A 23,920-nucleotide genomic window follows, 5' to 3' on the forward strand; every position below is an offset into this window, starting at 1 on the left:
ACTCCTTATTCGTCCGGGGTCAGCTCGCCACGCAGGTTTTGCATCATCGCGCTGCGAATGGACTGAATGTCCAGATCCTGACTCAGTAAATAGTGAAGTTTAGTCAGCGTTGCCTCAACGGTCATATCGAAGCCGCTGATAACACCCGCATGCGCCAGCGCGTTACCGGTGGCATAGCCGCCCATGTTGACCTTTCCGGACATGCACTGGGTCAGGTTCACGACCACAATTCCGCGCTCGCTGGCTTCCTGAAGCTCTTTCAGGAATTCGCCGTTCTGCGGCGCATTGCCGACGCCGTAAGAGCGCAGAATCAGCGCTTTCACCGGCTGACGCAGGAAGTTACGCACCACGTCCGCAGAGATACCCGGATAGATGGTAACCACGCCAATCGGTTGCGGGGTAATCGGATGCACAATCAGCTCGCCAGCGGTGTTCGGCGCAGGCGGCGTGCCCAGACGACGGATATGAATCCCGGCCTCCAGCAGCGGCTGCAGGTTAGGGGAGGCGAAGGCGTCAAAACCGTCGGCATGAGCTTTGGTGGTGCGGTTGCCGCGATACAGACGGTTGTTAAAGAACAGAGACACTTCGTTGATCGGGTAATTCGCCGCAACGTAGAGGGAGTTCAGCAAGTTGATCTGCCCGTCTGAGCGCAGCTCCGCCAGCGGGATTTGCGACCCGGTGACGATAACCGGCTTGCTCAGGTTCTCCAGCATGAAGGAGAGCGCCGAGGCGGTAAACGCCATGGTGTCGGTGCCGTGCAGGATCACGAAGCCGTCGTACTGGTCGTAATGGGCTTTAATGTCATCCGCAATATGCTGCCAGTCTTCCGGCGTCATGTCGGAGGAGTCCATCAGCGGCTCGTATTCGTGGATGGTGAAGTCAGGCATTTCCGGACGGTGGAATTCTGGCATCAGCGCAAGCTGACGCTGAAGGTGGCCGGAGACAGGGATATAGCCGTTTTCAGAGCGCTGCATACCGATGGTACCGCCAGTGTAGGCTACATAAATCGATTTCTTCTGCATGGTAGTGAGTTCTTGTTCTTCAAAAGAAAAAAATCCCCTCTTCGCGGGAAGAGGGGACGGTTTTTAACGGACGTTAGCGCAGGTCAGGCAAAACGCGTAACGACTCTGTGGATCGTTAAAGGCCGCGAGCTTGTCGCTTTCCGCCTTCATCGCTTTCGCCGCCGTGGCAACCGGCGCAGGCAGGTAAGCCTGCATCGCCTCCGGCAGCATGGCGCGTACCGAGCCGGACATGCTGTCCATGACCATATCGAAGAACGACGGCTCGTCCTGGTAATACTCGATATGCCACTGCTTGAGTTTTGCCAGCTCGGCGGCTTTCTTCACCGCGTCATCGAAGTCGCCCAGGCTGTCCACCAGTCCGTTGCTCTTCGCATCCTGGCCGGTCCAGACGTGGCCCTGCGCGATCTGGTCGATCTGCTCAGGCGTCTTTTTACGCGAGTCCGCGACCAGGGTGATAAAGCGTTTATAGCCGTTCTCAATGCTGAGCTGCATCATCTCAGAGACTTCCGGCGGCAGAGATTTGGTCACCGACACATCCGCCAGCGGAGAGGTGGCCACCCCATCGGTATGCACGCCCAGGGAATCCAGGCTGTTCTCCACGGTGTTGATCACCCCGAAGATGCCAATCGAACCGGTCAGCGTGCTTGGGTTAGCCACGATGTAGTTGGCTGGCGTTGAGATCCAGTAACCCCCGGAGGCGGCCATTCCGCCCATGGATACGACGACCGGCTTGCCGGCGGCGCGCGCCGCGGCCAGTTCAGCGCGGATCACTTCAGAGGCACTGACGCTGCCGCCAGGGCTGTTCACCCGAAGGACAATCGCTTTCACTTTCGGATCCAGGCGAGCATCGCGGATTTGTGACGCGGTAGTATCGCCGCCCACGTTACCCGGGGTCTCCTGACCGTCCATGATGGCGCCGTTGGCAAACACCACGGCTACGCTGTCACCGCTGTCATCCGGCTTTTTCGTCGAGTAATCATACATGCTGATGGCGCTGTAATTTTTATCCTCTTTACTCCAGCCAAACTGCTTGCTCAGGGATTTTTCAATCTCGGCGCTGGTGCCCAGGGCATCAACCAGTTTGTTATCCAGCGCATATTTCGCGGTATCACCGTCAACCTTACGCAGGCCTTCCAGCACGCCCTGCGCGCCCGGGAACGCCTGCTCAGGCGTAATCTGGCGGTTGGCGGCAACGGTGCCCAGATAGTTCTGCCACAGCTCGCCAATCCAGCGGCTGTCCGCTTCACGGGCGGCAGGGGACATATCGTCGCGGATAAACGGTTCGACGGCTGATTTATACGTGCCGACGCGGAAGACGTGGGTGGTGACCTTCAGCTTGTCGAGCAGAGATTTGTAGTACAGGCCGTTGGTGGCAAAGCCGTGCAGATCCACAGTGCCCTGCGGGGAGAGCCAGATTTTATTGGCGAAGCTCGCCAGATAATATTGCCCCTGGCTGTAGCTGTCGCCCACGGCAATCACCGGCTTGCCGCTGTCGCGGAATTCGCGCAGCGCTTTACCGATGTACTGCATTGAAGGCTGATCGCCCCCGGCAAAATCTTTCAGATCCAGTACGATCCCGGTGATGTTACGGTCGTCTTTGGCCTGGCGGATGGTATCGACGATATCAAACAGGGAATTTTCCTGCAGACGATCTGAGGTTGCGCCAAACAGCTGGCGACCAATCACGCTCAGGCGACTGCTGGTGGACGGCTTATCAACAATAACGCCGGTGATATCGAGTAATAGCGCGCCGCGCGTTGAATGCTGCGCCTGATTCGCATTGCTGATATGCATCCAGATGCCCGCGCAAACCAGAACCAGGAAGATGAAGAAGATGTTCATCACCAGGTTGCGGACGAAGTTGAGCAGTCTCCACGTCCATTTAAAGAAACCGGCAAAGATTCGCCAAAGGGTTCGCATGTATTCTCCCTAACCAGAAAATGACTGTTTCCGTCGCCACTGGACGGTAATGTTGGGTTATCGTAATGACCCAACCGCCACTTGTCAGCAGGAATCGCCTGCCAGGCTGTAACAAAATCTGCCGCCGTGTTAATTTTGTGAGTAAATTTCAAGAAAGGAGTTAACCAATGGACGCACTCGAACTGCTTGTTAACCGCCGTAGCGCTTCCCGTCTGGCCGAACCTGCCCCGGCAGGCGAGCAGCTGGAGAACATTCTGCGTGCCGGCATGCGTGCCCCCGATCACGGTACGCTGCAGCCGTGGCACTTCTTTGTGATTGAAGGCGAAGGCCGCGATCGTTTTAGCCAGCTGCTGGAGCAGGGCGCGGTTGCCGCCGGGCAGGATGAGAAAGGTATCGACAAGGCGCGCAATGCTCCGTTCCGCGCCCCGATGATTATCGCCGTCGTGGCGAAATGCCAGGCTGACCATAAGGTGCCGGTCTGGGAGCAGGAAATGTCCGCAGGCTGCGCGGTTATGGCAATGCAGATGGCCGCCGTCGCGCAGGGCTTCAATGGCATCTGGCGCACCGGGCCGCTGACCGAAAGTTCGGTCGTGCGTGATGGCTTCGCCTGTGGCGAGCACGATAAAATTGTCGGCTTCCTCTATCTCGGCACCCCACAGCTTAAAGCCTCCAGCACCATCAGCGTGCCGGACACCACGCCTTTCGTCAGCCGTTTCTGATAACGCACGCTAAACTGTCTGGATTCTGAGCATCTGCCGCAGAATTCAGACAGTCATACTTACCTCTTTATGGAATGAGCGCTACCATAGCGCGATTGAGATGACAGGAGACGTCCATGAGCGAGCAAACCATTCGTTTAACGCAGTACAGCCACGGAGCCGGTTGCGGTTGTAAAATTTCCCCGAAAGTGCTGGAGACCATCCTGCACAGTGAACAGGCGAAGTTTGTCGACCCGAACCTGCTTGTCGGCAACGAAACGCGTGACGATGCTGCAGTTTATGACTTAGGTAACGGCACCAGCATTATCAGCACCACCGACTTCTTTATGCCGATTGTCGACAACCCGTTCGACTTCGGTCGCATTGCGGCCACCAACGCCATCAGCGATATCTTCGCGATGGGCGGTAAGCCGATCATGGCGATTGCCATTCTGGGCTGGCCGATCAACACCATCCCGCCGGAAGTGGCCCGTGAAGTGATTGATGGCGGTCGTTTTGCCTGCCAGCAGGCGGGGATTGCGCTGGCCGGTGGTCACTCTATTGATGCGCCCGAACCGATCTTCGGTCTGGCCGTCACCGGCGTGGTGCCGACCGAACGCGTGAAGCGCAACAGCACCGCGCAGGCGGGCTGCAAACTGTTCCTTACCAAGCCGCTGGGCATTGGCGTGCTGACTACGGCTGAGAAAAAATCCCTGCTGAAACCGGAGCACAAAGGTCTGGCAACGGAAGTCATGTGCCAGATGAACCTCGCCGGTGCGGCGTTTGCCAATATCGACGGCGTGAAGGCGATGACCGACGTCACCGGTTTTGGTCTGCTGGGGCACCTCTCTGAAGTGTGTCAGGGCGCGGGCGTGCAGGCGCAGGTCTGGTATCAGGACGTGCCTAAGCTGCCGGGCGTGGAGGAGTATATTGCTCAGGGCGCGGTCCCGGGCGGTACTCAGCGCAACTTCGCCAGCTACGGTCACCTGATGGGCGAGATGCCTGAGGAGTGGCGCAACCTGCTGTGCGATCCGCAAACCTCCGGCGGCCTGCTGCTGGCGGTCACGCCGGAATCCGAAGCCGAGGTTCAGGCCACTGCCGCCGAGTTCGGCATCACCCTGACGGCGATCGGCGAGCTGGTGACCGCGCGCGGTGGCCGACCGATGATTGAGATCCGTTAATTCGATGCGGTTGTTTATTGCCGAAAAGCCGAGCCTGGCTCGCGCCATCGCCGACGTGCTGCCTAAACCGCATCGCAAAGGTGACGGCTTTATCGAATGCGGTAACGGGCAGGTGGTCACCTGGTGTATTGGTCACCTGCTTGAGCAGGCGCAGCCGGATGTCTACGACAGCCGCTACGCCCGCTGGAACCTGAACGATCTGCCCATCGTGCCGGAAAAATGGCGCCTGCAGCCCCGGCCTTCGGTCACCAAACAGCTCAACGTGATCAAGCGCTTCCTGCATGAAGCCGCTGAAATCGTGCACGCGGGTGACCCGGACAGGGAGGGTCAGCTGCTGGTGGATGAGGTGCTGGACTATCTTGAGCTGGCGCCGGAAAAGCGCCAGCAGGTGCAGCGCTGCCTGATCAACGACCTCAACCCGCAGGCCGTCGAGCGGGCGATTTCGCGCCTGCGCGCCAACAGCGAGTTTATTCCGCTGTGCGTCTCGGCTTTAGCCCGCGCCCGCGCCGACTGGCTGTACGGCATCAACATGACCCGCGCCTACACCATCCTCGGGCGCAACGCGGGCTATCAGGGCGTACTTTCCGTGGGCCGCGTGCAGACGCCGGTGCTGGGGCTGGTGGTGCGTCGTGACGAAGAGATTGAGAACTTCGTCGCCAAAGATTTTTTTGAAGTGAAAGCGCATATCGTCACGCCTAAAGACGAACGCTTTACCGCCGTCTGGCAGCCGAGCGATGCCTGCGAATCGTACCAGGATGAAGAGGGGCGCCTGCTCCATCGTCCGCTGGCCGATCATGTGGTTAACCGCATTACCGGGCAGCCCGCAATCGTCACCAGCTATAACGATAAACGGGAATCAGAACCCGCGCCGCTGCCGTTTTCGCTGTCGGCCCTGCAGATTGAGGCGGCCAAAAAGTTTGGCCTGAGCGCGCAGAACGTGCTGGATATCTGTCAGAAGCTCTACGAAACCCATAAGCTCATCACTTATCCGCGTTCGGACAGCCGCTATCTGCCGGAAGAGCACTTTGCCGGACGCCACTTGGTGATGAACGCCATCGGCGTGCACGCGCCGGATCTGCTCCCGCAGCCGGCGGTAAACCCGGACACCCATAACCGCTGCTGGGATGATAAAAAGGTGGATGCCCACCACGCGATTATCCCGACGGCCCGCGCCAGCAGCGTCAACCTGACGGATAACGAAGCGAAGGTCTATAACCTGATCGCCCGTCAGTACCTGATGCAGTTCTGCCCGGACGCCGTATTCCGCAAGTGCGTGATTGAGCTTGAGATTGCCAAAGGCAAGTTTATCGCCAAAGCGCGTTTCCTCGCAGAGGCAGGCTGGCGCACGCTGCTGGGGAATAAAGAGCGCGACGAAGAGAACGACGGCACGCCGCTGCCGGTGGTCGCCAAAGATGACGAACTGCTGTGCGAGAAGGGCGAAGTGGTTGAACGTCAGACCCAGCCGCCGCGCCATTTCACCGACGCGACGCTGCTGTCGGCGATGACCGGGATCGCCCGCTTTGTGCAGGATAAAGATCTGAAGAAGATCCTGCGCGCCACCGACGGTCTGGGGACGGAAGCGACGCGAGCAGGGATTATCGAGCTGCTGTTTAAGCGTGGTTTCCTCGAGAAAAAAGGGCGCTATATCCATTCGACAGAGCCGGGCCGTGCCCTGATTCATTCGCTGCCGGAGCTGGCCGCCAGGCCGGACATGACCGCGCACTGGGAGTCGGTTCTGACGCAGATCAGCGAGAAGCAGTGCCGCTACCAGGACTTTATGCAGCCGCTGGTCGGGACGCTTTACCAGCTGATCGATCAGGCGCGCAGCACGCCGGTGAAAACGTTCAGAGGAATGGTTGCACCCGGTAGCGGCGCGAAGAAACCGTTCAAGAAGAAAAAGAGCGCGGCCTGATACGCCCGGTTTTCTCCCTCTCCCTGTGGGAGAGGGCCGGGGTGAGGGCACCCGGCCGCACGATATAAACCTTAAATCACACCCTGCCCAATCATCGCATCCGCCACCTTCACGAATCCGGCGATATTCGCTCCGCGCACGTAGTTGGTTTGCGATGCCTCGCCGCCGTACTCCACGCACGCATGGTGAATATCCAGCATGATATGGTGCAGGCGCGCATCCACTTTCTCCGCCTTCCAACCGAGACGCGCGGCGTTTTGCGCCATTTCGAGGCCGGAGGTCGCCACGCCGCCCGCGTTAGCGGCCTTGCCCGGCGCAAACAGCACGCCCGCTTCCAGGAACAGGTCCGTCGCGTCGATGGTGGTCGGCATATTCGCCCCTTCGGCCACCGCTTTTACGCCGTTGCTAACCAATGTACGCGCGGCTTCAACATCCAGCTCGTTCTGCGTGGCGCACGGCAGGGCGATATCCACCGGCACGCCCCACGGCTGTTTACCTTCGAGGTAGGTCAGGCCAAACTCCCGGGCATAATCCGCCACGCGACCGTCGCGGCTGGCTTTGATTTCACACAGGCGCGCCAGTTTTTCTGCCGTGAAGCCCGCTTCATCCACCACCGTGCCGCTGGAGTCAGAGGCGGTTACCACGCGAGCGCCAAACTGCATCGCTTTCTCAATCGCGTATTGCGCCACGTTACCGGAGCCGGACACCGCGACGCGCATGCCTTCAAAGCCTAAACCGTGGCGCTTGAGCATGGCCTCGGTGAAGTAAACCAGGCCGTATCCAGTCGCTTCCGGGCGTATCAGGCTCCCGCCAAACGACAGCCCCTTGCCGGTAAAGACGCAGGCGCTGTTGTTGGAGAGCTTTTTCATCATCCCGGCCATAAAGCCCACTTCACGTCCGCCCACGCCGATATCACCGGCAGGCACGTCGGTGTCAGGACCAAGGTGGCGGTAGAGTTCAGTCATCAGCGCCTGGCAGAAGCGCATCACTTCGCCTTCGCTTTTGCCTTTCGGGTCGAAATCACTGCCACCTTTACCGCCGCCCATCGGGAGCGTGGTGAGCGCGTTTTTAAAGGTCTGCTCGAAGCCGAGGAATTTCAGAATCGACAGGTTCACGGACGGATGAAAACGCATGCCGCCCTTAAACGGGCCAATGGCCGAGTTAAACTGTACGCGCCACGCGCGGTTAACCTGTACCTGATTGCGATCGTCAACCCACGTCACGCGGAACTGGATCACGCGCTCTGGCTCGACGAGGCGTTCAAGCAGCGACATCTGGCGATAACGCGGGTTTTGTTCAAGGAAGGGCCACAGGGTGGTCATAACTTCTCGTACGGCCTGCGCGAACTCGCTTTGGTGCGGGTCGCGCTGCTGAACATGGGCAAGGAAACTTTCCAGAGAGCGTGTCTGATCCATAGATATAAGAACCTCTTATCGTATTTTATGTGTATTACTTATGCGATTTGTGTTGTTTTTTTGACTATACCACCCGTACCGCTTTGTGAGGCAAGCGGAAATGTATGCCGAAAGGGAAATTAATGAGCGCGCGGGCGTCATAACCAAAAGCGATGAAGAGATAAATTAATGGTTCCGCTCGGGTTTACCGTTATAGTCTTTATCAAGGAACTACAGGAAGATGTGTCTATGAAACGTTATCTACTCACCGCGTTATGCTTGATCTTTACCGCAGGCGCGCAGGCTGACCGCATTCGCCCGGACGTGGAGGTGAATGTGCCGCCGGAAGTGTTTAGCTCCAGCGGCCAGAATCAAACGGTACAACCCTGCAATCAGTGCTGTATCTATCAGAATCAGAACTACTCGGAAGGGGCCGTTGTGAAAGCGGACGGTATTCTGCTGCAGTGCCAGCGCGACGAGCGCGCCATCAGCACAAACCCGCTGGTCTGGCGTCGCGTAAAACAATAAACGCTTCCAGCAGCGGAATATCCGCGGGGGCTAAGGCGTAGCCAAACGCCTCTTCCGGCGTACACCACGCGAGCGCGCTGTGGTAGTGCGCCGTGAGCTCGCCGCGAAAAGCAGGAACGTGCCAGGCATGCAGATTGATCAACCGCTGGGAGACTTCCCGCTGGTGGCTTGCCACGTATTGCCCCGGCAGGGCGTCAATGCCCAACTCTTCACGCAGCTCGCGGATAAGCGCTTCTGGCTGGGTTTCTCCTGCCTCGACTTTACCGCCTGCAAATTCCCACATTCCCGGCTGGTCGGCATGGGCAGGGCGCTGCGCCAGTAAAATGTTGCCGTCTTTTTCGATAATGGCGGCAACGACATCGAGTGTTTTCAGCATGGTCGTCAATAATTGATAGCGAAAAAAGACATATTATCGTGCCCTTTCTCAGAGTCCAGTAATCAGGAGAATCAGGTGAAAGAGACCACCGCCTGGGTTGCCCCCCTCGAAACCCTTCCCGCCAGCCTTAAACCGATTGCCGCCATGCAGAAAAAGCATTTTGGCGCGGTGCTCAATCCCACCCGCTGGTGGGGGCGCATGCCGCGTCTGTTCTGGCTGGTGGCGCTGTTTGTCGGTTTTCTGGAGCGCCGTCGCGCGCGCCTGACGCCCGTGCTTCGTTCGCTTCTCATGACGCGGGTGTCCCAGCTCTGTCACTGCGCTTTCTGTATTGATGCCAACAGCCTGCGGCTGGCCGAGCGCTGCGGCGCGCTGGATAAGGTTCAGGCCGTGGGCGACTGGCATGATTCCACTTTGTTCACCGAGCAGGAGCGCGCGGCGCTGGCCTACGCCGAGGCGGTGACCGCCACGCCGCCCAGAGCGGATGAGGCTATCAGAACGACGCTGAAACGCCACTTCACGGACGAGGCCATCACCGAGATGACGGCGCTCATTGCGTTTCAGAATCTCTCCGCCCGCTTTAATGCCGCGCTGGATATTCCGGCGCAGGGGCTGTGCGCCACGTTTAACGAGACTCCCCATGCTTGACCGTCACCTGCACCCGCGGGTTAAGCCCGCTCTGAATCGTCTGGTTTCCGTGCTGGATAAGCCGGGCATCACGCCCGACGGATTAACCCTGACCGGGTTTGCCGTCGGCGTGCTGGCGCTGCCGTTTCTGGCCCTCGGCTGGTATCCGGCGGCGCTGGTCGCCATCGTGCTTAACCGCCTGCTGGATGGCCTGGACGGCGCGCTGGCGCGCCGGAGAGGGCTGACCGATGCGGGGGGATTTCTCGATATCGCGCTCGATTTTCTGTTCTACGCCCTGGTTCCGTTTGGCTTTGCGCTCGCGGCTCCCGCAGAAAATGCGCTGGCGGCCGCCTGGCTGCTGTTTGCGTTTATCGGTACCGGCAGCAGCTTTCTGGCGTTTGCCGCGCTGGCCGCGAAGCACGACATCGACAACCCCGGCTATGCGCACAAGTCGTTTTATTACATCGGTGGGTTAACGGAAGGGACGGAGACCATCGCGCTGTTCGTGCTGTGCTGCCTCTTCCCGGCGCACTTTGCGCTATTCGCGTGGGTATTCGGCGCGCTGTGCTGGCTGACCACCACAACGCGCATCTGGAGCGGCTATGTGACGCTGAAGTCACTCAACCCTTAGAGCGCACTCTCTGGCCCGCGCGCGCCGGTAGTGACCGGGTTTTGCGGGTGACTGCTCCATTCGTACCAGCCGCCGTCATAGACGGCAACATTCTTCCAGCCCATCGCCCGGGCGTACATAAAGGTTTCTGACGCCCGCCACCCGGTGCCGCAGTAAAACGCGACGTGCTGTTCCGGCAGAATATTCCAGCGCTTCCACTGGGCGGCGATATCGTCCGCGCTGCGCATGGTGCCATCCGGGTTATGGAAGTCTTCCATATGGGTCGCGTCGCTGCCCGCGTGACCCCAGCGGGCACCGGCTATTTCACCTTTTGGCTTGATGTAGCTGTAGCCGCTGGTTTCGCCGATGAACTCCGGCCACGAACGAATGCTGACCAGGGAGGCATCCTGACGGTGCAGCATCCCGCGCGCCTGCTCCATATCGACCATCAGCTGCGGCTGGCCAGGGATCGGCGCGCCGAAATCGGGGGCTGGCGTTATTTTACCGGGCGTGCCGCGTTCAATCGGCAGGCCTGCATCTGACCACGCCTTCCAGCCGCCGTCGAGAATTCGCACATCCTTCACGCCCGCATACAGCATTATCTGCGCCACGCGCGCGGCGGCGTAAACGTCGCGGCCATACAAAATGACGGTGGTATCGTGACGGATCCCGTGCTTCGCCAGCATCGCTTTCAGCTGGTCGTCGGAGACTTTATTCCACAGCGGCTCGCTTTCCACCTCGTTGGTGTCGATGTAGCCCGCGCCGGGAATGTGGTTCAGCAGGTAAAACTTCGGTGCGCCCCAGGCGGCTTCAATCACTTTCCAGTCACCCGACGGTGCGGCGGTCACGGGTTTACCCTGCTGGAGGCGGTGGATCCACTGCGGGTAAACCAGCTGTTCAAAGTGGGGCAGGCGCTGAAGGCGGTCGGGCGTCTGCAGCGCGTCGCTGAGCAGCGAGACGTGGCGGTATCCGGTTTTCTCCAGGCGGGACTTCACCGCCTGGTTGTCGTTCTCGTCACCGTACAGGGCGATGGCCGTCGCAGGCGTAAGCTGATGCTGTTTTGCCCAGCTCGCAATCTGCTCGTCGCTCATTGCGCCCAGCCAGGCGGCAGCAAGGTTGAGTGCGGCGGGTTCATGCCCGGAGGGGCCGCTGAGGGTCTGCGGCCAGCCGTTGTAAAACGCGCTGGGACGGGTGTCGACAGGCGTGCCGCGCTGCGCCTGAAGCTGAGACAGCGTTATCGCGTTGGCCATATCAGCCGCCAGAGAGGAAAAGGAAGCGAGGCCGCAAAGCAGGGCCAGCGCGGTCAGTTGAGAAACACGTTTCATCGAATAACCTGACGTCAGTAAAAGAGGGGGGCATTGTCGTCTCTCCGGAAACGGAAAACATTGCGTTAGCACATTATTGCCAGCGAGAAATCTCAATCAGCTTGCCGCCGGGCGGAATATCGTCCTCATCGTGCGTGACCAGCACCGCCGGGATGTTGCGCGCGCGGACGGCGTCAAATACCCATGTCCGAAACGTCGTGCGCAGCGTTTTATCGAGGCGGCTGAACGGTTCGTCCAGCAGCAGCGCCTGCGGCTCTGCGAGCAGGGCACGTAGCAGGCTGACCCGGGCACGCTCCCCGCCGGAGAGGGTGGCCGGATCGCTGGCGTAATGACCGCTCAGCCCGGCGGAATCCAGCGCCTGCTCGACCGCGTCCCGCCGCGCGCGCCCGACGATCCGCTCAGGCAGCGCCAGCAGCAAATTTTGCCCGACGCTGAACTGTTCAAACAGCAGCGCGTCCTGAAAGAGGATGCCCAGCCCGCGGGATTCAACGGGAAGACCGTCGCAGCGACGCGCGTCGAGCCACAGTTCGCCCCGGGCCTGAAAATCGCCTGACAGCGCGCCGACCATCCACGCAAAAAGGGTCGATTTGCCGCTGCCGGACGGCCCCATCAGGGTAACGATCTCCCCGCGGGGAACGCAAAAACTGACCTCGCGGAAAAGCGGTTCGATGGTGAGATGGTTTACCTTCAGCATTATCGTAATCCTTGACGGTAGCGGCCCGCGAGCCGGGATAACAGGGCGGCAAGACCGAACACCGTGCCCGTGACCAGCAGCAATCCCAGCGCCCTGCTGGCGATAACGGGGATGCTGCCCCCGCTGCTGAGCGCGACGGTTTCGGTGGTCAGCGTGGCGAAACGCCCCGCGCCAAGCCAGAGCGTCGGCATGTATTGCGCCATGCTGACGGAAAAGCCCGTGGCAAAGGCCAGCAGCGCAGGGCGCACCAGCAGGGGGCATTTCAGCAGTAAGAATATTTTCGCCCGTCGCCAGCCGAGCGTTCTGGCGGTAAGGATAAGCCGGGGATCGATCCGCCGCCAGGCGGGCTGCAGAACCAGCAGCATCCACGGCAACACCCACAGCAGATGGCTCCAGAGCACGGCGGCATAGTGCCCGTCGAGTCCCAGACGCAAAGCAATAAAGTATTGCCCGGTGACGAGCGGCAGCGCTGGAAGGGCGAGCGGTGACCACACCCACGCTGCGCCGCGCTGCGGTCCCCATTCCAGCCAGAGAAAAATGACGATGAGGGCGATCAGGCTCGACAGCAGACCGAAGGAGAGGCTGGTCCCCACGGGACCCACGTCGCCTCCTTGCGCCAGCATCAGCAGTACCGCGGCGCACAGGATGCCGCACGCGGGAAGTAATCCGCTGAATGCCCGCTCAGGCAGGACGAGTGGAGACCGGGGGCGCGTCCCCGCGAGGTCCGGGATCGTGCGATGCCATGCTTTCCAGAGGCCGTACCCGAGGGCGGCAAGCGCGGCCAGCATCATAAGGAGAAGCAGGCACAGCAGCGTCCCTTTTGCCTGCTGCTCGGCGTCGCCCTGGCTTAGCCACTGAAAGGCCAGCACGGCCAGGGTGGGCGGGTTGCCGGGCCCGAGTACGATCGCCACATCCACGACCGAAAGTGACCACGCCAGCACCGCCAGCATCACCGCGCCGAGGACAGGGGCGATTGCCGGGAGGATCAGCCAGCTGAGCGTCTGAATACGCCCGTAGCCTAAGGTTTGCAGGACGATCTTCTGCTGCGCGAGCCGTTTTTCCGGCAGTACGGCGTAAATGGCCCACAGTACAAACGCGCTCTCTTTGACCGCGAGCGTCAGGCCCAGCCCGGCGCCGTAGCGGTCAAACGGCGGCGAACAGACGGTGCAGATCTGATAAAACAGACCGCCCTCGGCAAACAGCAGCAACGCGCTGGTAGCGAACGCCACGTGAGGGATCGCCAGTAGCCACGGCAGGCGGGTAGAGAGGCGTCGCCAGCGTTGACCGGGCCACAAAAGGCAGATAAGGAAAAGGGCAATCAGCAACGCCCCCAGCGTGGCGATGAGCGTTGAGACCAGCGTGGCGACGGTCGCCTGGGGCAGCTGCGGGTCGTTCAGCAGCTGCTGCCAGTTTGTCACGGAAAACGCCGGTGCGAACAGCATGACGCTGGCAGGCAGAAGCGGCAGATAAATCACCGCCATCGCCAGCCAGACAAGCCCGCTCAGCGGGTGCCGTAACGACGCAGCCATTCCTGCTCCAGCGCGTTCACCCAGGCGGACTGCGGCTCGGCAAGCACCTGCGGCAGCCCCTGAGGCGTATGGGCCCGCAGCTGTTTCGCGTCACCTTCGGGCAGCGTTTTCGCATCCAGTACGCTCGGGTCCCCCCAGACGGCCGGGTCGGCCTTGCGGATTTGCGCCTGCGGCGACAGCAGGAAATTAGCGACCACTTTCGCACCTGCGCTCGCGCCGGCATTGGCCGGGATAGCCACAAAATGGACGTTGCCGAGCATTCCGCTATGGAAACCAAAGCTGTAGCTGTCGGAAGGCAGTTCGCCGCTCGCCACTTTCTGCTGCGCATGGGCCGGGTTAAAGGTCAGCGACAGGTTCAGACTGCCGCTGGCAAGCAGGGCATCCATCCGCGCAGGGGAAGGGGGAAAGTCTTTGCCTTCGCGCCACAGCAGCGGGTGCAGCTTATCGAGGTAGGCCCAGAGCGGCGCCGTCACCTGCTCAAACGTTGCATCGGGCGCTTTTTGTAACGCCTCAGGGCGATCGGTGAGCGTCAGAAGCAGCTGCTCAAGAAATGCCGTGCCGGTAAAATCGGGCGGGCGAGGATAGCTGACCTTGCCCGGGTGCTGCTGCGCGTAGGCCAGCAGCGCCTGCGGATCTTCCGGCGGCGTCGGCATGCTGGCTTTGCGGGCGATAAAGGTCAGCTGCGCGCCGCCCCACGGCGATTCCGCCCCGTCGGTGGGAATCGCAAAATCTTCCGTGACGGGTTTACGGGTATCGACATAGCGCCAGTTTGGCAACGTTTGCGCCCATCCGGTTTGCAGCAGGTTCGCCTCTTTTAACGTGCGGAAGTTTTCGCCGTTGACCCACAGCAGGTCGACCGAGCCGTTGGTCTTACGCCCTGCCGCGGCTTCGGTCTGAATACGTTTTACCGCGTCGGCGGCATCCGCCAGCGGGACGATTTTGAGGGTAATGGCGTAGTGCGTTTGCATCTCACCGCTGACCCACTCAAGGTAGCGGTTGACCGCCGGATCGCCGCCCCAGGCGTTAAACCAGACGGTCTGGCCTTTGGCCTGTTGTTGGATTGCGTGCCAGCCCTCGGCGGCACACAGGGGGGCTGCCAGCAGCAGACCGGTCAGAAACGCGCAAAAACGCACACGGCGCATAATGCCTCACTTTTTAGCAGACGGGAGATAACGGGAAAACAGCCGGCGCGTGGCCAGCGGCAATAACCCCAGTAGTGTAAAGGCGATTAGCATGCCCGGCGACAAAATATCGCGTAGCGACGCCACTTTCCCCAGCTCGCGCCCGGCGTTGAGAAAGACAACCGTCGCGGGCAGCATGGCGACCTGGCTGACCCACCAGTAGCGGCAGACTCCAATGCGGGTCAGCCCCATCAGCAAATTCACCAGGAAAAACGGGAACAGCGGCATCAGGCGCAGGGCAAAAAGATAGCCCGCGCCGTCATGCGCCATACCGGCGTTCACCGTTTTCATCTGCTGAGCAAACCGCCGCTGGACCCATTCGCGCAGCAGATATCGGCTGGCGAGCATCGCAAGCGTGGCCCCGAGCGTGGAGGCAAACGAGACCAGCACGGTGCCTTCCCACAGGGGAAATAACGCCCCGCCCAGCAGGGTGAGGATCGCCGCGCCGGGGATCGACAGGGCGGAGACCGCCACATAGAGCGCAAAAAAGATCAGCGCGCTTCGTAGCGGCGCGTGGTCAACATAGGAAAGGAGTGCCTGCTGGTGGGTCTTAATCCCTTCCAGGGAGAGCGCGGCTGGAGGAAGCATGACAAACGTCAGAATAAATGCGCCCAGAAGGGCGCACAGGAAAGCGATTTTTCGAATGTTCACGCGTCATTACAGCTTGAATTTAGCCCACACCGGCGCGTGGTCAGACGGTTTTTCCATGCTGCGGATGTCGTAGTCGATCCCGGTTTCGATGCAGCGCTCTGCCAGCGGCGAACTGGCCAGCAGCAGGTCGATGCGCAGGCCGCGGTTGTCGTCAAAGCCTTTTGAGCGGTAGTCAAACCAGGAGAAGCGGTCCTGCGTGTCCGGGTTGGCGGTACGGAAGGTATCCACCAGGCCCCAGTCCAGCAGGCGCTGCATCCACTCGCGCTCTTCCGGCAGGAAGGAGCATTTCCCGGTGCGCAGCCAGCGTTTGCGGCTGTCTTCACCGATGCCAATATCCAGATCGGTCGGGCTGATGTTCACATCTCCCATGATCAGCACCGGATTGTCTTTGTTCAGTTCGGTGGTCAGATAGTCCTGCAGATCCTGATAAAACTTGGCTTTGGCCGGGAATTTGGTCGGATGGTCGCGGCTTTCGCCCTGGGGAAAGTAACCATTAATCACGGTGATGTTACCCAGCGGGGAAGGCAGCTCCGCCATGATGATGCGGCGCTGTGCTTCTTCGTCATCGCCGGGAAACCCACGGCGCACGGAAACTGGCGTCTCTTTGGTCAACAGCGCAACGCCGTAATGGCCTTTCTGCCCATGATAGAAGACGTTGTAGCCGAGTTTCGCCACCTCTTCGAGGGGGAACATGTCGTCGTGAACCTTGGTCTCCTGCAGGCCGATCACATCTGGCTGATGTTGTTCAACGATAGCTTCAAGCTGATGGGGGCGGGCGCGCAGGCCGTTGATATTAAAAGAGACAAATTTCATAGTCGCTGCCAGTGCAAGGTGAATAGTGCATGGATGGTAGCAGAATTTGCGTCAACTGTTACCGGGTTCGACCAATAACTGCGACAGATAATGCCGGTGGTGCAATATTTGCACCATTCTGACGCGTCCCGCCCTCAAACAGGGCGTAAATGACCGATAAATTTCGCGAGCGATCACAATTCCAGAATTATATTTGGCCTGTGCATACTCTTTCTGATTTTCATGCGGCAAAGCGCCGCTTGTCGTAAAAATATTCACTTTTTATGCACTAACAGTGAATAACTCCATATCGTAACTTGTTGATATTCTGTTACCCCAACCCGTTTATGCATTTTTATCGCTGGCTGGCACGAAGGCTGCAATCTACATTCACAGTGCAAACACTCAATTATTTAACATTCAAATAACTTTTTATTTACCGGATGAGGTCGCTATGTCTCTGTCAATTACGCGTGAAAATTTCGATGAATGGATGATGCCGGTTTACGCTCCGGCGGCTTTTATTCCGGTTCGTGGGGAAGGCTCGCGCCTGTGGGATCAGCAGGGTAAAGAGTATATCGACTTTGCAGGTGGGATTGCGGTCAACGCGCTGGGTCATGCGCACCCTGCGCTGCGTCAGGCGCTCAATGACCAGGCGTCGAAGTTCTGGCATACCGGCAACGGCTTTACCAACGAGCCCGCGCTGCGCCTGGCCAAAAAACTGATCGACGCGACGTTTGCCGAAAAAGTCTTTTTCTGTAACTCGGGGGCGGAAGCCAACGAAGCGGCGCTGAAGCTGGCGCGCAAATATGCGCACGATAAATTTGGTACCCACAAGAGCGGCATCGTGGCGTTTAAAAACGCCTTCCACGGGCGCACGCTGTTTACCGTCAGCGCGGGCGGCCAGCCTTCCTACTCGCAGGATTTTGCCCCGCTGCCGCCGGAGATTCGCCACGGCATCTATAACGATCTGCAGTCCGCCAGCGAGCTGATTAACGACACCACGTGCGCGGTGATCGTCGAGCCGATGCAGGGCGAGGGCGGCGTGCTTCCGGCGCAAAAAGCCTTCCTGCAGGGGCTGCGCGAGCTGTGCGATCGCCACGACGCGGTTCTGATTTTCGACGAAGTGCAGACCGGCGTGGGCCGCACCGGCGAGCTGTATGCCTATATGCACTATGGCGTGACGCCGGACGTGCTGTCGACCGCCAAAGCGCTGGGCGGCGGGTTCCCTATTGGGGCGACGCTGACCACCGATAAATTCGCCAGCGTGATGACCGTGGGCACCCATGGCACCACCTACGGCGGCAACCCGCTGGCCACCGCCGTCGCCGGGCAGGTTCTCGACATCATTAACACGCCTGAGGTGCTGAAAGGCGTTAAGCAGCGTCACGACTGGTTTGTCGAGCGCCTGAATGCCATCAACGGCAAAACGGGGCTGTTTAAAGAAATTCGCGGTCTGGGGCTGTTAATCGGCTGCGAGCTCACCGCTGAGTTTGCCGGAAAAGCTAAACTTATTTCACAGGAAGCGGCAAAAGTGGGCGTGATGGTGCTGATTGCCGGTGCCAACGTGGTGCGTTTCGCGCCCGCGCTGATCGTCAGCGAGGAAGAGGTGCAAACCGGTCTGGACCGTTTTGCGCTGGCGTGTGAAAAAGTGAAATCCGGGGTGTCATCATGATGGTCATCCGTCCCGTTGAGCGCGGCGATATCGCCGGGCTCATGCAGCTTGCCGGTAAGACGGGAGGCGGGCTGACCTCGCTTCCTGCCGATGAAAAAACGCTGTCGGCGCGCATTGAGCGCGCCCTGCAAACCTGGCAGGGGACGTTGCCAAAAAGCGAACAGGGGTACGTGTTCGTGCTGGAAGACACCGACACGGGGACCGTAGCCGGGATCTGCGCCATTGAAGTGGCCGTCGGGCTTAACGACCCGTGGTACAACTACCGCGTCGGCACCATGGTTCACGCCTCGAAAGAGCTGAACGTTTATAACGCGCTGCCCACGCTGTTTCTCTGCAATGACCACACGGGCGCCAGCGAGCTCTGCACGCTGTTCCTCGACCCGGCGTGGCGCAAAGAGGGCAACGGCTATTTGCTCTCCAAATCGCGCTTTATGTTTATGGCCGCCTTCCGCGATCGCTTTAACGAAAAAGTGGTCGCAGAGATGCGCGGCGTGATCGACGACACCGGTTACTCGCCGTTCTGGGAGAGCCTGGGCGAGCGCTTCTTCTCGATGGAGTTCAGCCGGGCGGACTATCTCTGCGGTACCGGCCAGAAAGCCTTTATTGCCGAGCTGATGCCGAAGCATCCTATCTATACCCATTTCCTCAGCCCGGAAGCGCAGGCGGTGATTGGCGAAGTCCATCCGCAAACCGCGCCTGCCCGCGCGGTGCTGGAGAAAGAGGGGTTCCGCTACCGGAACTATGTCGACATCTTTGACGGCGGGCCTACGCTTGAGTGCGACATCGACCGCGTGCGCGCGATCCGTAAAAGCCGTCTGGTTGAGGTCTCTGAAGGTCAGCCCGCGCCGGGTGACTGGCCCGCCTGCCTGGTGGCGAACGAAAATTACGCCAACTTCCGTGCCATGCTGGTGCGTACCAACCCGAAATGTGAACGTCTGGTGCTGACGGCTGCAGAACTGGATGCCCTGAAATGTAACGCCGGCGATACGGTTCGCCTGGTGCGTCTCTGCCCTGAGGAGAAAACAGCATGACATTATGGATTAACGGTGACTGGGTAACGGGCGAAGGCGAAGAGCGTGTAAAAACCAATCCGGTTGGAAAAGAGGTGCTCTGGAAGGGGCATGACGCCAGCATCGGGCAGGTAGAACAGGCCTGCCAGGCCGCTCGCCGCGCGTTTCCGGCGTGGGCAAAACAGCCTTTCGCCGTGCGCCAGGAAATTGTTGAAAAGTTTGCCGGGCTGCTGGAGGCAAACAAGGCCGAACTGACGCGCATCATCGCGTCTGAAACCAGTAAACCGCGCTGGGAAGCCACAACCGAAGTGACGGCGATGATCAACAAAATCGCCATTTCGATTAAGGCGTACCACACCCGCACCGGCGAACAGCATACCGACATGCCGGACGGCGCGGCCACGCTGCGCCACCGTCCGCACGGCGTGCTGGCGGTGTTTGGCCCGTATAACTTCCCGGGACACCTGCCGAATGGCCACATTGTGCCTGCGCTGCTGGCGGGCAATACCGTTATTTTCAAACCGAGCGAGCTCACCCCATTCACCGGCGAGGCGGTGGTTAAGCTGTGGGAACAGGCTGGCCTGCCGCCGGGCGTGCTGAACCTGGTGCAGGGCGGGCGGGAAACCGGTCAGGCGCTGAGCGCGCTGAGCGATATTGACGGCCTGCTGTTCACCGGCAGCGCCGGTACGGGCTATCAGCTGCACCGCCAGCTGGCAGGGCAGCCGGAGAAAATTCTGGCGCTGGAGATGGGCGGCAACAACCCGCTGATTGTGGAAGACCCTGATGATATCGACGCCGCGGTGCACCTGACGATTCAGTCCGCCTTTATTACCGCCGGACAGCGCTGTACCTGCTCCCGCCGCCTGCTGGTCAAGCGCGGCGCGCAGGGGGATACCTTCCTGAAGCGTCTGGTAGAAGTGAGCGCGCGCCTGGTGCCTGCCGCATGGGATGCCGACCCGCAGCCGTTTATCGGCGGGCTGATTTCCGAACAGGCCGCGCTGAACGTGCTGAAGGCCTGGCAGGACCACGTCGCGCGCGGCGCGAAAACCCTGCTGGAGCCGAAGCAGGTTCAGCCGGGTACCTCGCTGCTGACGCCAGGCATCGTGGAGATGAGCGGCGCGAGCAACGTGCCGGATGAAGAGGTCTTTGGCCCGCTGCTGTGCGTCTGGCGCTATGACGATTTCGATGCGGCCATTGCGATGGCGAATAACACGCGCTATGGCCTGTCGAGCGGGCTGATCTCACCGCATCGCGAGAAGTTTGACCAACTGCTGCTGGAAGCGCGCGCCGGGATTGTAAACTGGAATAAACCGCTGACCGGGGCCGCGAGCACCGCGCCTTTCGGCGGCGTGGGCGCGTCGGGCAACCATCGCGCCAGCGCGTGGTATGCTGCCGATTACTGCGCGTGGCCGATGGCGAGCCTGGAAACCCCGGCGCTGACGCTGCCGGAGACGCTTAATCCGGGGCTGGATTTTACCGGAGGGGATCGTCATGAAAGCGCGTGAGGTTAACTTTGACGGGCTGGTGGGGCTGACGCACCACTATGCCGGTCTCTCTTTTGGGAATGAAGCCTCGACGAAGCACCGCTTTCAGGTCTCGAACCCGAAGCTGGCGGCGAAGCAGGGGCTGCTAAAAATGAAGGCGCTGGCGGATGCCGGTTTCCCGCAGGCGGTGATCCCGCCGCAGGAACGACCGAACGTGGCAGTCCTTCGTCAGCTCGGTTTTAGCGGTACTGATGAGCAGGTGGTTGAAAAAGCGGGTACGCAGACGCCGCACCTGCTCTCCGCGGCAAGCTCTGCCTCTTCTATGTGGGTGGCAAACGCCGCGACCGTCGCGCCGTCAGCCGACACGCTGGATGGCAAAGTTCATCTGACGGTGGCGAACCTGAACAATAAATTCCACCGCGCCACCGAAGCGGAAACCACCGAGCGCGTGCTGCGCGCCATTTTCAACCATGACGCCCATTTCGAGGTGCATCAGGCCCTGCCGCAGGTGGCGATGTTTGGCGACGAAGGCGCGGCCAACCATAACCGCCTTGGGGGCGACTATGGCGACCCGGGCCTGCAGCTGTTTATCTACGGGCGAGAAGAGGGGGGCCACGCCGCGCCAACCCGTTATCCTGCTCGTCAGACGCTGGCGGCGAGCCAGGCGGTTGCCCGCCTGAACCAGGTCAATCCTTCCCAGGTGGTTTTTGCCCAGCAAAACCCGCATGTGATTGACCAGGGCGTGTTCCATAACGACGTGATTGCCGTCTCTAACCGCCAGGTGTTGTTCTGCCACGAGCAGGCGTTTGCCCATCAGGAGAAGCTGCTCGCCACGCTGCATGAGCGCGTGCGCGGCTTCACGCCAGTCCAGGTGCCCACGGAGGCGGTGAGCGTGCAGGACGCGGTAGAAACGTATCTGTTCAATAGCCAGCTGCTCAGCCGTGACGATGGCAGCATGATGCTGGTCCTGCCGCAGGAGTCTCGGGATCACAAAGGCGTGTGGCGCTACCTGACGGAGCTGGTCAAGGCCGATAACCCGATTGACGAGCTGCGCGTGTTTGACCTGCGCGAAAGCATGGCCAACGGCGGTGGTCCAGCCTGTTTGCGTCTGCGCGTGGTCTTGACCCAGGACGAAATGCAGGCAGTGAACCCAGCGGTCATGATGAACGATACGCTCTTTACGCGGCTGAATGACTGGGTCGATCGCTACTATCGCGATCGTCTGACGCAAGCGGATCTGGTTGACCCGCAGCTTCTGCGTGAAGGGCGCGAGGCGCTGGACGCGTTATCGACAATCCTGCAGCTGGGATCGGTTTACCCGTTCCAGCGCTAAAGGAGTGGATATGGACAATTTACTGGCGCTGACCCTGGCCGATGAGACGCCGGAACAGAAAGAGGGGGACGGCCCCTCATTTCGCTGGCGGTGGCTGGGGCGCGGGGTGCTTGAGCTGACGCCGACCGTAAAAAGCGATCTCTCGCTGCTGCTTTCAACGGGTATCCACGGGAATGAAACCGCGCCCGTTGAGATTGTTGATATGCTGCTGCGTGCGCTGTACCGCAATGAGATCGCCCTGAAGTGCCGCGTGCTGGTGGTGCTCGGCAATCCCCCTGCGCTGGCGCAAAACAAACGGTATCTGGTGAGCGACATTAACCGCATGTTCGGCGGCCGCTGGTCGCAGTTTCCTCAGAGCGATGAAACGGCGCGGGCAGAGTGGCTGGAGAACGTCGTTACCGCGTTTTTTGCCGCCGCGGGACCGGCGCGCTGGCATCTGGATCTGCATACGGCAATCCGCGCGTCCTACCACGTTCGCTTCGGCGTTCTGCCGCAGCGCAGTCAGCCGTGGGATGAAGCGTTCCTGAGCTGGCTGGGTGACGCCGGGCTGGAGGCGCTGGTGTTTCATCAGTCGCCGGGCGGAACGTTTACCCATTTCACCTGTGAACGTTTCGCTGCGCTGGCCTGCACGCTGGAGCTGGGAAAAGCGCTACCGTTTGGCCAGAACGATCTGACCCGCTTTGCGCCTACGCATCTCGCCCTTCGGGCGCTGCTGGGAGGAAAGGCTCCCGAGCACACGCATCAGCCCGTTGAGCGCTATCGTGTCGTACAGCAGATCACGCGCCGCAGCGATGCTTTCCTGCTCCACATGGCCGCGCACACCCTGAACTTCACCCCGTTCCGCAAAGGGGCGCTGCTGGCTGAGGATGGCGAGGAACGTTACGAGGTGCAGAAAACCACCGAGTATGTCTTATTCCCTAACCCCACCGTCGCGTTTGGCCTGCGGGCCGGGCTGATGCTGGAAAAAATATCCTGAACCTTTCCCCTCTCATCATCCGGGAGGGGGAAGCAAAAAACTTTTCTTAACGATTAAAGCGCTTGCGCTTGTTTTGCAGAATATTCCTGGTGAATTGCTTTATTATTGATCTGCACTTCGCTATACTTCTGCTAAATTTCTTTAAAATCATCGCATTGAATATTTTTTGTTGCAACTCTCCACGCTTTATCCTTATTTCCTCCACATTTGACGAAAATTTGTTTTTTACACTTTCATTGTTTTACCGTTGCTCTGACTAATTGACGATAAACCCCGTAAAGTTAATCTCGTCAACACGGCATAGCGCCGAAGAATAACTGAAAGAAAGGAAATAAATTATGCGTAAGTTTACTGCACTGTTTGTTGCTTCTACCCTGGCTCTGGGCGCTACCAGCATGGCGTTCGCCGCAGATACTGCGACCACTACGACTGCCGCGCCTGCTGAAGGCAAAATGATGATGCATCATAAAGGTCCGGGTATGCACAACGAGATGATGATGTTTAAGGATCTCAACCTGACGGATGCGCAGAAGCAGCAGATCCGCGACATCAGAAAAGGTGAACGCGACCAGATGAAACGTCCTCCGCTTGAAGAGCGCCGTGCGATGCATGACATCATCGCCAGCGACAGCTTCGATAAGGCGAAAGCCGAAGCGCAGATCGACAAAATGGCCGAGCAGCACAAAGCGCGCATGCTGGCTCACATGGAAACCCAGAACAAGATCTACAACATTCTGACTCCGGAACAGAAAAAACAATTTAATGCGAATTTTGAGAAGCGTCTGACAGACCGTCCGGCGATGGAAGGTAAAATGCCAGCACCAACCGAATAATCGGTTCACACTCTTAAGACCGCCGGGATCCTGTCCACAAAAGCGCAACCGCTGTGGACAGGACCGGCGGTTTTTCTTTCCTGCCCTCTTGCCTGCCGCCGCCAGCGCGGTATCCTCCTGTAGTCGCTTCAGAGAATGTTTGCAGAGTCATGGCGTTAGAATTTTTATTAAC

At 59.8% G+C, this 23,920-nt stretch carries 22 protein-coding genes; 12 read left to right on the forward strand and 10 right to left on the reverse strand.

Annotation, left to right across the window (positions count from 1 at the left end):
- Window positions 1–5: 5 nt before the first annotated feature.
- Together ansA and sppA are read right to left on the reverse strand one after the other, a co-directional pair.
- Window positions 6–1,022, reverse strand: coding sequence for an asparaginase (ansA, locus tag GVO84_RS08945; RefSeq protein WP_008500705.1), 1,017 nt, complete (start codon window positions 1,020–1,022; stop codon window positions 6–8).
- A gap of 63 nt (window positions 1,023–1,085) precedes the next feature.
- Window positions 1,086–2,942 carry a signal peptide peptidase SppA gene (gene sppA / locus GVO84_RS08950; protein WP_159513911.1) on the reverse strand — a complete coding sequence of 619 codons (1,857 nt, stop codon included), beginning with the start codon at window positions 2,940–2,942 and terminating at the stop codon, window positions 1,086–1,088.
- A gap of 167 nt (window positions 2,943–3,109) precedes the next feature.
- Here sppA and GVO84_RS08955 point away from each other — a divergent pair, with 167 nt between their 5' ends.
- The 3 genes from GVO84_RS08955 to GVO84_RS08965 all read left to right on the forward strand — a co-directional run bounded on the left by GVO84_RS08955 (window position 3,110) and on the right by GVO84_RS08965 (window position 6,733).
- On the forward strand, window positions 3,110–3,661 hold the full coding sequence (locus GVO84_RS08955) for an NAD(P)H nitroreductase (RefSeq protein ID WP_121423411.1): 552 nt from the start codon (window positions 3,110–3,112) through the stop codon (window positions 3,659–3,661).
- A gap of 116 nt (window positions 3,662–3,777) precedes the next feature.
- Window positions 3,778–4,821: a selenide, water dikinase SelD gene (gene selD / locus GVO84_RS08960; RefSeq protein ID WP_008500702.1), complete on the forward strand. Its 1,044-nt coding sequence runs from the start codon at window positions 3,778–3,780 to the stop codon at window positions 4,819–4,821.
- Between the two features lie 4 nt (window positions 4,822–4,825).
- Window positions 4,826–6,733 carry a DNA topoisomerase III gene (locus tag GVO84_RS08965; protein ID WP_159513912.1) on the forward strand — a complete coding sequence of 636 codons (1,908 nt, stop codon included), beginning with the start codon at window positions 4,826–4,828 and terminating at the stop codon, window positions 6,731–6,733.
- Window positions 6,734–6,804: 71 nt separating this feature from the next.
- On the opposite strand, the gene gdhA is transcribed toward GVO84_RS08965, so the two are convergent.
- Entirely contained in the window at window positions 6,805–8,148 is a 1,344-nt protein-coding gene (gene gdhA, locus GVO84_RS08970) for an NADP-specific glutamate dehydrogenase (protein WP_159513913.1), read from the reverse strand.
- Between the two features lie 228 nt (window positions 8,149–8,376).
- Between gdhA and GVO84_RS08975 the strand changes: the two genes are divergently transcribed.
- Window positions 8,377–8,655, forward strand: coding sequence for a DUF1496 domain-containing protein (locus GVO84_RS08975; RefSeq protein ID WP_115874800.1), 279 nt, complete (start codon window positions 8,377–8,379; stop codon window positions 8,653–8,655).
- On the opposite strand, the gene GVO84_RS08980 is transcribed toward GVO84_RS08975, so the two are convergent.
- On the reverse strand, window positions 8,615–9,031 hold the full coding sequence (locus GVO84_RS08980) for a pyrimidine (deoxy)nucleoside triphosphate diphosphatase (RefSeq protein ID WP_121423414.1): 417 nt from the start codon (window positions 9,029–9,031) through the stop codon (window positions 8,615–8,617). The two genes, GVO84_RS08975 and GVO84_RS08980, sit on opposite strands and share 41 nt — an antisense overlap.
- 75 nt (window positions 9,032–9,106) lie before the next feature.
- Here GVO84_RS08980 and GVO84_RS08985 point away from each other — a divergent pair, with 75 nt between their 5' ends.
- Together GVO84_RS08985 and GVO84_RS08990 are read left to right on the forward strand one after the other, a co-directional pair.
- Window positions 9,107–9,676: a carboxymuconolactone decarboxylase family protein gene (locus tag GVO84_RS08985; protein ID WP_159513914.1), complete on the forward strand. Its 570-nt coding sequence runs from the start codon at window positions 9,107–9,109 to the stop codon at window positions 9,674–9,676.
- Window positions 9,669–10,286: a CDP-alcohol phosphatidyltransferase family protein gene (locus tag GVO84_RS08990; RefSeq protein ID WP_159513915.1), complete on the forward strand. Its 618-nt coding sequence runs from the start codon at window positions 9,669–9,671 to the stop codon at window positions 10,284–10,286. The genes GVO84_RS08985 and GVO84_RS08990 overlap by 8 nt, the downstream gene beginning before the upstream one ends.
- On the opposite strand, the gene GVO84_RS08995 is transcribed toward GVO84_RS08990, so the two are convergent.
- The 6 genes from GVO84_RS08995 to xthA all read right to left on the reverse strand — a co-directional run bounded on the left by GVO84_RS08995 (window position 10,283) and on the right by xthA (window position 16,458).
- Complete coding sequence (locus GVO84_RS08995) at window positions 10,283–11,590, reverse strand: sulfurtransferase (protein WP_159513916.1); 1,308 nt, start codon at window positions 11,588–11,590, stop codon at window positions 10,283–10,285. The two genes, GVO84_RS08990 and GVO84_RS08995, sit on opposite strands and share 4 nt — an antisense overlap.
- Window positions 11,591–11,663: 73 nt before the next feature.
- Entirely contained in the window at window positions 11,664–12,284 is a 621-nt protein-coding gene (locus GVO84_RS09000; RefSeq protein ID WP_159513917.1) for an ATP-binding cassette domain-containing protein, read from the reverse strand.
- Window positions 12,284–13,813: a thiamine ABC transporter permease gene (locus tag GVO84_RS09005; protein WP_159513918.1), complete on the reverse strand. Its 1,530-nt coding sequence runs from the start codon at window positions 13,811–13,813 to the stop codon at window positions 12,284–12,286. The genes GVO84_RS09000 and GVO84_RS09005 overlap by 1 nt, the downstream gene beginning before the upstream one ends.
- Window positions 13,786–14,946, reverse strand: coding sequence for an ABC transporter substrate-binding protein (locus tag GVO84_RS09010; protein ID WP_370686476.1), 1,161 nt, complete (start codon window positions 14,944–14,946; stop codon window positions 13,786–13,788). Before GVO84_RS09010 ends, GVO84_RS09005 begins: the two co-directional genes overlap by 28 nt.
- A 15-nt stretch (window positions 14,947–14,961) precedes the next feature.
- On the reverse strand, window positions 14,962–15,645 hold the full coding sequence (locus GVO84_RS09015) for a TVP38/TMEM64 family protein (RefSeq protein ID WP_159513920.1): 684 nt from the start codon (window positions 15,643–15,645) through the stop codon (window positions 14,962–14,964).
- 6 nt (window positions 15,646–15,651) lie between these two features.
- Window positions 15,652–16,458: an exodeoxyribonuclease III gene (gene xthA, locus GVO84_RS09020; protein WP_126543766.1), complete on the reverse strand. Its 807-nt coding sequence runs from the start codon at window positions 16,456–16,458 to the stop codon at window positions 15,652–15,654.
- A 433-nt stretch (window positions 16,459–16,891) separates the two neighbouring features.
- Between xthA and astC the strand changes: the two genes are divergently transcribed.
- The 6 genes from astC (at window position 16,892) to spy (ending at window position 23,748) form a co-directional block, all read left to right on the forward strand.
- Window positions 16,892–18,112: a succinylornithine/acetylornithine transaminase gene (gene astC, locus GVO84_RS09025; protein WP_159513921.1), complete on the forward strand. Its 1,221-nt coding sequence runs from the start codon at window positions 16,892–16,894 to the stop codon at window positions 18,110–18,112.
- Window positions 18,109–19,143 carry an arginine N-succinyltransferase gene (astA, locus tag GVO84_RS09030; protein WP_159513922.1) on the forward strand — a complete coding sequence of 345 codons (1,035 nt, stop codon included), beginning with the start codon at window positions 18,109–18,111 and terminating at the stop codon, window positions 19,141–19,143. Before astC ends, astA begins: the two co-directional genes overlap by 4 nt.
- Entirely contained in the window at window positions 19,140–20,627 is a 1,488-nt protein-coding gene (astD, locus tag GVO84_RS09035) for a succinylglutamate-semialdehyde dehydrogenase (protein WP_159513923.1), read from the forward strand. The genes astA and astD overlap by 4 nt, the downstream gene beginning before the upstream one ends.
- The gene (gene astB, locus GVO84_RS09040; RefSeq protein WP_094935579.1) at window positions 20,614–21,939 is read left to right on the forward strand and encodes an N-succinylarginine dihydrolase; all 1,326 of its coding nucleotides are present in this window, start codon (window positions 20,614–20,616) and stop codon (window positions 21,937–21,939) included. Before astD ends, astB begins: the two co-directional genes overlap by 14 nt.
- Before the next feature lie 10 nt (window positions 21,940–21,949).
- Window positions 21,950–22,915 carry a succinylglutamate desuccinylase gene (gene astE, locus GVO84_RS09045; RefSeq protein WP_121423427.1) on the forward strand — a complete coding sequence of 322 codons (966 nt, stop codon included), beginning with the start codon at window positions 21,950–21,952 and terminating at the stop codon, window positions 22,913–22,915.
- A 338-nt stretch (window positions 22,916–23,253) separates the two neighbouring features.
- Window positions 23,254–23,748, forward strand: a complete 495-nt coding sequence (gene spy, locus GVO84_RS09050) for an ATP-independent periplasmic protein-refolding chaperone Spy (protein WP_159513924.1) — start codon at window positions 23,254–23,256, stop codon at window positions 23,746–23,748.
- Window positions 23,749–23,920 lie beyond the last annotated feature (172 nt).

Origin of the sequence: Enterobacter sp. SM3, from assembly GCF_009811935.2 — a bacterium.
Taxonomy (GTDB): Bacteria; Pseudomonadota; Gammaproteobacteria; order Enterobacterales; family Enterobacteriaceae; genus Enterobacter; species Enterobacter asburiae_D.

What these genes read in the sequence shown, in the direction of transcription:
- GVO84_RS09000 (WP_159513917.1), bottom strand. Translation starts at nt 12,284, where the DNA reads ATGCTGAAGGTAAACCATCTCACCATCGAACCGCTTTTCCGCGAGGTC.
- xthA (WP_126543766.1), bottom strand. Translation starts at nt 16,458, where the DNA reads ATGAAATTTGTCTCTTTTAATATCAACGGCCTGCGCGCCCGCCCCCAT.
- astE (WP_121423427.1), top strand. Translation starts at nt 21,950, where the DNA reads ATGGACAATTTACTGGCGCTGACCCTGGCCGATGAGACGCCGGAACAG.
- GVO84_RS08965 (WP_159513912.1), top strand. Translation starts at nt 4,826, where the DNA reads ATGCGGTTGTTTATTGCCGAAAAGCCGAGCCTGGCTCGCGCCATCGCC.
- astB (WP_094935579.1), top strand. Translation starts at nt 20,614, where the DNA reads ATGAAAGCGCGTGAGGTTAACTTTGACGGGCTGGTGGGGCTGACGCAC.
- astD (WP_159513923.1), top strand. Translation starts at nt 19,140, where the DNA reads ATGACATTATGGATTAACGGTGACTGGGTAACGGGCGAAGGCGAAGAG.
- GVO84_RS08955 (WP_121423411.1), top strand. Translation starts at nt 3,110, where the DNA reads ATGGACGCACTCGAACTGCTTGTTAACCGCCGTAGCGCTTCCCGTCTG.
- GVO84_RS08980 (WP_121423414.1), bottom strand. Translation starts at nt 9,031, where the DNA reads ATGCTGAAAACACTCGATGTCGTTGCCGCCATTATCGAAAAAGACGGC.
- GVO84_RS09005 (WP_159513918.1), bottom strand. Translation starts at nt 13,813, where the DNA reads ATGGCTGCGTCGTTACGGCACCCGCTGAGCGGGCTTGTCTGGCTGGCG.
- GVO84_RS08995 (WP_159513916.1), bottom strand. Translation starts at nt 11,590, where the DNA reads ATGAAACGTGTTTCTCAACTGACCGCGCTGGCCCTGCTTTGCGGCCTC.
- astA (WP_159513922.1), top strand. Translation starts at nt 18,109, where the DNA reads ATGATGGTCATCCGTCCCGTTGAGCGCGGCGATATCGCCGGGCTCATG.
- astC (WP_159513921.1), top strand. Translation starts at nt 16,892, where the DNA reads ATGTCTCTGTCAATTACGCGTGAAAATTTCGATGAATGGATGATGCCG.
- sppA (WP_159513911.1), bottom strand. Translation starts at nt 2,942, where the DNA reads ATGCGAACCCTTTGGCGAATCTTTGCCGGTTTCTTTAAATGGACGTGG.
- GVO84_RS08975 (WP_115874800.1), top strand. Translation starts at nt 8,377, where the DNA reads ATGAAACGTTATCTACTCACCGCGTTATGCTTGATCTTTACCGCAGGC.
- ansA (WP_008500705.1), bottom strand. Translation starts at nt 1,022, where the DNA reads ATGCAGAAGAAATCGATTTATGTAGCCTACACTGGCGGTACCATCGGT.
- spy (WP_159513924.1), top strand. Translation starts at nt 23,254, where the DNA reads ATGCGTAAGTTTACTGCACTGTTTGTTGCTTCTACCCTGGCTCTGGGC.
- gdhA (WP_159513913.1), bottom strand. Translation starts at nt 8,148, where the DNA reads ATGGATCAGACACGCTCTCTGGAAAGTTTCCTTGCCCATGTTCAGCAG.
- GVO84_RS08990 (WP_159513915.1), top strand. Translation starts at nt 9,669, where the DNA reads ATGCTTGACCGTCACCTGCACCCGCGGGTTAAGCCCGCTCTGAATCGT.
- selD (WP_008500702.1), top strand. Translation starts at nt 3,778, where the DNA reads ATGAGCGAGCAAACCATTCGTTTAACGCAGTACAGCCACGGAGCCGGT.